At 71.5% G+C, this 5,356-nt stretch carries 4 protein-coding genes and 1 pseudogene; all 5 read right to left on the bottom strand.

Annotated elements, in window-relative coordinates; translation table 11 throughout:
• The coding region (locus tag ACQRUO_RS38415) for a roadblock/LC7 domain-containing protein (protein ID WP_173669913.1) at positions 1–99 on the bottom strand (99 nt) is incomplete at its 3' end.
• A 10-nt stretch (positions 100–109) separates the two neighbouring features.
• On the bottom strand, positions 110–3,604 hold the full coding sequence (locus tag ACQRUO_RS38410) for a nitrate- and nitrite sensing domain-containing protein (RefSeq protein WP_428320822.1): 3,495 nt from the start codon (positions 3,602–3,604) through the stop codon (positions 110–112).
• Between the two features lie 532 nt (positions 3,605–4,136).
• Positions 4,137–4,721, bottom strand: a complete 585-nt coding sequence (locus ACQRUO_RS38405) for a GTP-binding protein (RefSeq protein WP_428320821.1) — start codon at positions 4,719–4,721, stop codon at positions 4,137–4,139.
• Positions 4,702–5,127, bottom strand: a complete 426-nt coding sequence (locus ACQRUO_RS38400; RefSeq protein WP_428320820.1) for a DUF742 domain-containing protein — start codon at positions 5,125–5,127, stop codon at positions 4,702–4,704. The genes ACQRUO_RS38405 and ACQRUO_RS38400 overlap by 20 nt, the downstream gene beginning before the upstream one ends.
• Before the next feature lie 107 nt (positions 5,128–5,234).
• Positions 5,235–5,356, bottom strand: a pseudogene (locus ACQRUO_RS38395) (roadblock/LC7 domain-containing protein); the annotation flags it as partial.

The raw sequence follows: 5,356 nt of genomic DNA, 5'->3' as shown, positions 1-5,356 counted from the left end.
GAGTCCGTCGGCGGAGACCACCACCGTGTGCGACACCCCGGGGGTGTTGTCCACGAAATTGGTGATCAGCCAGTTCAGGTTCTGTGCGGCCTGGCTCATCTGACTCAACTCAACGCTCCTGGTGGTTCGAGCCGCCGAAGAGATCGGTGCTGTTGTTCTGCTGTCCGCGCCCGGGGTGACCGGGGCGGGACATGTCCTGGGGGTCGATCCGGAAGCTGCCGGTCTGGCCGCCGTCCGAGCCCGCGCTGCGGCCCTGCTCCACGCCGCGGCGCAGGTTGGTCAGCCGGCCGCGCACCTCCTCGGGGCTGCGGGAGACCTGCGGGCCGTCCGAGGCGGCCGGCTTGGCGTTGCCGGGGACCAGGTTCTGCCGGGGCACCCGGCGCGGCAGGCCGGAGCCGGTCACGCCGCCGGAGGACGGCTCGCGGAGCTGCTCGGCCCGCTGCCAGGCGCCGTCGTTGGCCGACTGCCAGCCGGTCGGGCCGGTCGGGCCCGAGGTGCCGAGGCCGGACACCTGGTGGCTGCGCGCGTCCGGGGCGGGCGCGGCGGCCGGGGCGGGGCCGGCGCCGGAGTTGTCCTTGGCACCGGTGAACCAGTTCGGCTGCTCGCCGGAGTCCAGGCCGCCGATCGCCCGGGCGCCGAGACCGCCGGCCAGCTGCTGGCCGGGACGGCGCAGCGGCAGACCGGAGTCCAGCCCGGCGTCGGCCGCGGGCAGCGCGGGCGCCTCGTACGGGTGGCCGGCGGCGGCCTCCTGGCCGCGCGGGCCGCTGCTGCGCTGCTGCTCGCGCGGCGCGAAGCCGTCGAACCCGCCGGACCGCGACTGGTACGGGTCCGCCGCGCGGTCGTCCTGGTACGGGTCCGCCTGGTAGCCGCCGTCCTGGTAGCCGTAGGGCTGGCCCTCGGCGGCCGGGGCGTTGCGGTCGGCGTAGTAGCCGTTGTCGTAGCCCGACTGACCGTAGTCCTGGTAGGGCTGCTGGTACTCGGCCTCGGCGTAGGGCTGCTCGGCGTACGGCTGCTCGCCGTACTGCTGGTCGGCGTAGTAGCCCGGGTAGCCGGCCTGCTCGTGGTCCTGGGTCCGGTAGCCCGGCTCCGCGTACGGCGCCTGCTGCTGGGCCTGCTGCCGGTAGTCCGACTCCGGCTCGACGAACTCGGCCTCGACCAGCTCGGCCTCGGCGACCTCCGGCTCGGCGAACGGCGCGGCGTTCTGGTACCCGCCCGGCTGGCCGGCGGCCTGCTCGAAGTCGGGCCGCTCGAAGTCGGGCCGCTCGAACTCCTGGGTGCCGTAGTCCGGGTACGCAGACCCGTCCGCGGCCGCCCCGTCCTCGCCGGGGCCGGCCTCCAGCGCCGCCCGGCGGCGCTGGTCGAGGCGGAGCGAGCGCTGCATCGAGTCCAGCGCGGGGCTGAAGCCGTTCTGGCCGCCGCCGACCGCGAGGTTGTCGTCGAAGCCCAGCTCGGCCGCGGTGCGCGGCGCGGCGAACGCGTCTTGCTGCCAGGACGGGGCCGGCTCCTGCTCGGCGAAGATCCGCGAGACGGTGAACTCTTCCTCCGGCTCCGGCATCGCCCGCATCTGGGTGAGCGCGGCCGGGAGCATGACCAGCGAGGTGGTGCCGGCCGACTCGCCGGAGGGGCGCAGCTGGACCCGGATGTCGTGCCGGTCGGAGAGCCGGCCGACCACGAAGAGGCCCATGCGGCGGGAGATCGAGGCGTCGACCGTGGGCGGGTTGGCGAGCTTCTCGTTGATCTCCGCGAAGTCCTCGGCGGTCAGGCCGATGCCCTTGTCGTGGATCTCGACCAGCACCCGGCCGTCCGGCAGTCGGGTCGCGTTGACGTTGACCCGGGTCTGCGGGCTGGAGAACGAGGTGGCGTTCTCCAGTAGCTCGGCGAGCAGGTGGACGAGGTCGGTCACCGCGGCGCCGATGACCTCGGCCTCCGGGATGTTGGAGAGCTCGACGCGCTCGTACTGCTCCACCTCGGAGGCGGCGGCGCGCAGCACGTCGACCAGCGGGACCGGGGTGTTCCACCGGCGGCCCGGCTCCTCACCGGCGAGGACCAGGAGGTTCTCGCCGTTGCGGCGCATGCGGGTGGCCAGGTGGTCCAGCCGGAACAGGTTCTCCAGCTGGTCGGGGTCGGCCTCGTTGTTCTCCAGGTCGGTGATCAGCGCCAGCTGGCGCTGGATGAGGCCCTGGCTGCGGCGCGACAGGTTGGAGAAGATCGCGTTCAGGTTGCCTCGGAGCAGGGCCTGCTCGGCGGCGAGCGCGACGGCCTGGCGGTGGACCTGGTCGAAGGCGCGGGCGACCTCGCCGATCTCGTCCCGGCCCCACAGGGCGATCGCCTCGACGTTGGTGTCCACCCGGTCCGGGTCGGTCTTGGAGAGCTTCTCGACCAGGTCCGGCAGTCGGTTGTTGGCGATGTCCAGCGCGCTGGTGTTGAGCACGCGCATGCCGAGGATCATCGAGCGGGCGATGAGGAAGGTGAGCAGACCGGCCAGGACCAGTGCGGCGAGCACGATCGAGGCGTTCAGGATGGCGTCGGTCTGCGCGCTGTCCTTGGCCGTGCTGGCGTCGGCGACGACGCTGTTCAGCAGCTTGGTCTCGGTGGTGCGCAGCGGGGTGATCTCGCTGGTGGTGGCCTGCTCCCAGTTGGGCATGTTGAAGCCCTGGCCGGCGGCCTGCTTCTGCTGCGCGGCGGAGGTGGCCGCGTCGGTGGGCATCATCGCCTCGGTCTGGTAGGCCAGACCGATGTCCATCAGGCCCTGCACGGTCGGCAGCGTGACGTTGTCCGGCATCCGCAGCGGCGCGTGGGTGTCGGCGTCGCTCTGGGCGACCAGCGCGTCGGCGTAGACGTGGTTGTCCTCGGGGGCGGCACCGGTCTGGAAGGCGGCCAGCGAGGTCTGCTGGATGCTGGTGGAGACCAGCAGGTCCTGGATCAGCTCGGTGTTCTCGTAGCGCGAGTTGCGCTGCACGCCGATGCCGACGAAGAGCATCTGCATGTCCGCCTTGCCGGCCGAGGCGTAGGCCTTGGTCTGCGAGACGTTGTAGATCGCGCGGCCGCGGTTCACCCCGGCGGCGCTGCCGGCGCCGATCGTGCTGTCGATCGAGAGCAGCGGGTTGATCAGGGTCGAGTAGGCGTTGATGGTCGCGCTGGCGAACAGCTGCGGGCTGTAGGCGTTGGTGCGCAGGCTCTGCAGCGAGGCGGCGTCGGTCTCGAAGGCCGAGTCGTCCTGGGTGATTTCGGGCTCGCCGGAGACCTTGGCGTAGGCCGCGCGGTAGCTGGCCAGGCGCTGGTCGGTGGTGGCGCGCAGCTTGGCGACCGTGCCCTGCGGGTCCTGGCCGGTGACCAGCGGCTCCAGGCTCTGGTCGCGCTCGTTCTCCAGCGCGTCGGCCAGGTTGGTGGCGGCGCGGGCGAGGTTGGCGGCCTGTTCGGCGTGGGTGGCCTTGACGTAGTCGTCGTACGAGGTGTTGACGCGCATGCCGCCGAAGACGAGGGCGAGGACGACCGGGATCAGCATGATCGCGATCAGTCGGACCGGCACCCGCCAGTTGCGGAAGGCGAGGAACTCCCACCTGGTCGCGTCCGTCGGGCGGTCGTCGCCGCCCGAGGAGACCACCTCGGAAATCGATCCGGCGGGGCGGCCGGGTATGCCGGAGCCCGGTGACTGGCGCTCAGAGCCGGCGGGGTTCGCCGAGTTCGCCGTGAACGGGGAGAACGCGGGGGTGCTCTGGCCGCTGCGGTCCGTCTCGCGGGGCTCGGGGCGCCGCTGCGGGGTGACTGGCTGCTTACGCCTCACTCGACAACAACCTCTCGGCCGACTGGCGGCCATGGATCAATCCAGCGGCTTACCCCTTGGCCGCAGCCCGCTGCTGGGTGGAACTGCCGTGGGTCAACTCGGGGTAGCTGGAATTTCAGCACGTGCGGGAGAACGGGACAAACAGCTCTGGTCGCCCACCCAGTCGGGAGCAAAACGGACATTCGACTACAGGAGCGGCCAAACCATCGGAGGCCGCCTGCCGAACGCACCCGAACGACTGCGGTGTGTCACGAAAAGGTCCGAAATGCCTACCGAACCGTTATGCGATCCACAGAACCCGTTATGTGATGTACAGAACGGGGACCCCGAGAGTTCGGGGTCCCCGTTCGTGTCAGCGGAGTCTGGCCAGCAGGGCGTGTTCGACCAGGGTGATCAGGGCGCTCTTGGCGCTGTCGCGACGGCGCGCGTCCAAGGCGATGATCGGTGTGTCCGGCCCCAACTGGAGGGCTTCGCGGACTTCGTCCGGCGTGTGCGGTTGGTATCCGTCGAAGCCGTTGAGGGCGACGACGAAGGGCAGGCCGCTGTTCTCGAAGTAGTCGAGGGCCGGGAAGCAGTCGGCGAGGCGGCGGGTGTCGACCAGGACGACGGCGCCGATGGCGCCGCGGACCAGGTCGTCCCACATGAACCAGAAGCGGTCCTGGCCGGGGGTGCCGAACAGGTAGAGGATCAGGTCCTCGTCCAGCGTGATGCGGCCGAAGTCCATGGCCACCGTGGTGGTGGTCTTCCCCGACACCTTGCTGATGTCGTCGATGCCCGCGGAGGCCGAGGTCATGACGGCCTCGGTGCGCAGCGGGTTGATCTCGGATACGGCGCCGACGAGGGTGGTCTTGCCCACGCCGAAGCCGCCCGCGACGACGATCTTCGCGGAGGTGGTGGCCCGGGCGGCCGCCGCGGGGCTAGAGCTTGCGAAGTCCACTGAGGACCCTTTCGAGCAGCGTGACGTCCGGCGTTCCGCCCGACTCGCCGGCGGCGGCGGGCTGGTGGATGGCGACCAGGCCGGCCTCGGCCAGGTCGGCGACGAGGATCCGGGCCACCCCGAGCGGCACCTGGGCCAGGGCCGAGATCTCGGCCACCGACTTGACCTCCTGGCACAGGTGGACGATCCGCTGGTGCTCGGGCAGCAGGGTGCCGGAGCGCGGCGCGGTGCCGGTGCTGGAGATCAGGGCCTCGATGGCCAGTTGGTAGCGGGGCCGGGTACGGCCACCGGTCATCGCGTACGGGCGCACCAGCGGCTGCTGCTCGTAGCCGCCGTTGTTCTGGTCGCCGTAGCCGGAGCCGTACCCGTTGCCGTACGAACCGGCCGGTGTCGGGGGCGGGGTCATGCGGGGATCCTCCTAGCGCTGCGGCTGATGCTGCGTCAGCTGTGGGGTGGGAGCCTCCGCCGGATCCGGTGAGGGCCGGGTCCGGCGGAGGGAGGTGCGAGTCCCTCTCAGTGCAGGAGGCTGCCCTGGAGTTCGGCGCGCAGGGCGGGGGTGAGGACGGCGCCGGCGCGGTCGACGAGCAGGGCCATCTCGTAGCCGACGAGGCCGATGTCGGAGTCGGGGGAGGCGA

The organism is Kitasatospora sp. LaBMicrA B282, from assembly GCF_050325825.1.
Taxonomy (GTDB): Bacteria; Actinomycetota; Actinomycetes; order Streptomycetales; family Streptomycetaceae; genus Kitasatospora.
The sequence above is the reverse complement of the archived record's forward strand: the minus strand, read 5'-3'. Positions and strand labels throughout refer to the sequence as shown.

Excerpts from the sequence above, each read along its gene's own strand:
- ACQRUO_RS38400 (WP_428320820.1), bottom strand. The coding sequence starts at position 5,127 with ATGACCCCGCCCCCGACACCGGCCGGTTCGTACGGCAACGGGTACGGC.